Source organism: Lysinibacillus sp. GbtcB16, assembly GCF_019091145.1.
In the GTDB taxonomy this organism is placed as follows: Bacteria; Bacillota; Bacilli; order Bacillales_A; family Planococcaceae; genus Lysinibacillus; species Lysinibacillus fusiformis.
Genome location: NZ_JAGXJV010000854.1, coordinates 1 through 237 on the forward strand (window position 1 = coordinate 1; position 237 = coordinate 237).

General features: G+C 31.2%; 1 protein-coding gene. It reads right to left on the minus strand.

What is annotated here, in order from left to right; translation table 11 throughout:
* The coding region (locus tag KVT27_RS26095) for a DUF1643 domain-containing protein (RefSeq protein WP_217582324.1) at positions 1 to 237 on the minus strand (237 nt) is incomplete at both ends.

Here is a 237-nt window from a genome sequence, read left to right on the forward strand (position 1 = left end):
AGAGGAAAAGGATAGGAATCCAAAGTCCATGTTTTGTCATTTAAGTCTCTTGGATGTCTGGGCTTTAGTCCTTTTTCATCTTGAAAACACATTACTTTTTTGTTAAATGGATAAATCAGATTTTCTATTTCTCTTTTTCTTCTTGTATGCTTGTCCCTTGTCCATGCAACAATAATAAGTTCTGCATCTTTGCAAGCTTTATATATAAATTTATCATTTTCTGATTCAAAGACTTCT